The organism is Neorhizobium sp. 2083 (assembly GCF_031455615.1).
Lineage (GTDB): Bacteria > Pseudomonadota > Alphaproteobacteria > Rhizobiales > Rhizobiaceae > Neorhizobium.
On record NZ_JAVDTC010000029.1, the window covers coordinates 1 to 1,203 of the forward strand.

Below are 1,203 nucleotides of genomic sequence, written 5' to 3' on the forward strand. Positions count from 1 at the left end.
ACCAAGGTCGACCGCTACGGCCGCGACGCCACCGTCTCCGCGGCAGGCGTCGTCACCGGCCCAACGTCCAAGACCATCAGGCAGATGACCTATGATAATGTCGGGTTCAGTTATTCGCAAACCTGGATAAATATGTCGCGAGCGTGCTGCGGTGGACAGGAGACAACAATCCATGAGGCGGCGGTCGATTTCGATTTCGACGGCAAGGATGAGCTCCAGATCGTCAAAACGGTCACCGGCTTGGACTTTTATCCTGGCTCGCTCACCCCATGGCAGCTGTATAAATTTGACGTCAATGGTGTTGGCGCTCTGGCGTCGGCGTTAGATCTTGGCTTTCCTTCGTCCGAAATACGAGTGTTCTCTCCTGGTAGGTTTATCGCTGGTAAGCCCAAAGACGTTCCAGTTGTCCTTTATTCGTGGGAGACAAATGGGGACGGGCAGATTGCACAAACCTACCGCGCAAAAATCGTCGATGTCGCCCCAGGACTCAGCGCTACCATTGGAGAATGCCCAGCCTCTCATCCCGCTTGTCAGCAAGGACTGTCTATACCTCCGCGGGATCCCTATCATCTCCAAGATTTATACAACGTAACGGTCGATCATGACGGCGATGGGATAGACGTCCTCGCTCATATCGGAGGTTATGTTGGAGGTGTGATTGATCTTGCTGCGAATGGGCGGCAAGCTGCGGTGACTGAGCACGGAACCTACAAGGTAACGAACGGCTCGTGGGGACCAGTGGATATTGCTGGATGCTACCTCGTGTCCTACGGCAGCACGTGCACCTTGGGTGATGTCAATGGGGATGGAGCGACCGACCTTATTTACAGGATTGAAGGTGGTACCGCGTACGTCTATCTTTCCACCGGCAGCGGCTATGTTGCTGCCACCACTGTCTCATGGAGCGATGGCCTCGCTTTGAAAGATGCAGACAATGATGGCAAGGTCGATCTATATTTAAGCAATACTGTCTATTCACTTAGTTCTGATTTGACTGGCTGGCACTTGATGCCGTCCAATTATACGCTCCCCAAGTACTATACCCCGTATGGGGACTTCAACGGGGATGGTTTGCCAGACTACTATAGAACCGGCTCGGACAATCCCATGATGTCGCAGGCGGGTTCCGGCAACCCGAACCTTTTGCGATCTGTGAAACTAGAGACGGGCGGCGTGGTCTCGGTTGACTACACGCCATCGACG

The 1,203-nt window shown here is 53.9% G+C and carries 1 protein-coding gene; it reads left to right on the forward strand.

What is annotated here, in order from left to right:
- The coding region (locus J2X76_RS31565) for a VCBS repeat-containing protein (RefSeq protein ID WP_310221895.1) at positions 1-1,203 on the forward strand (1,203 nt) is incomplete at both ends.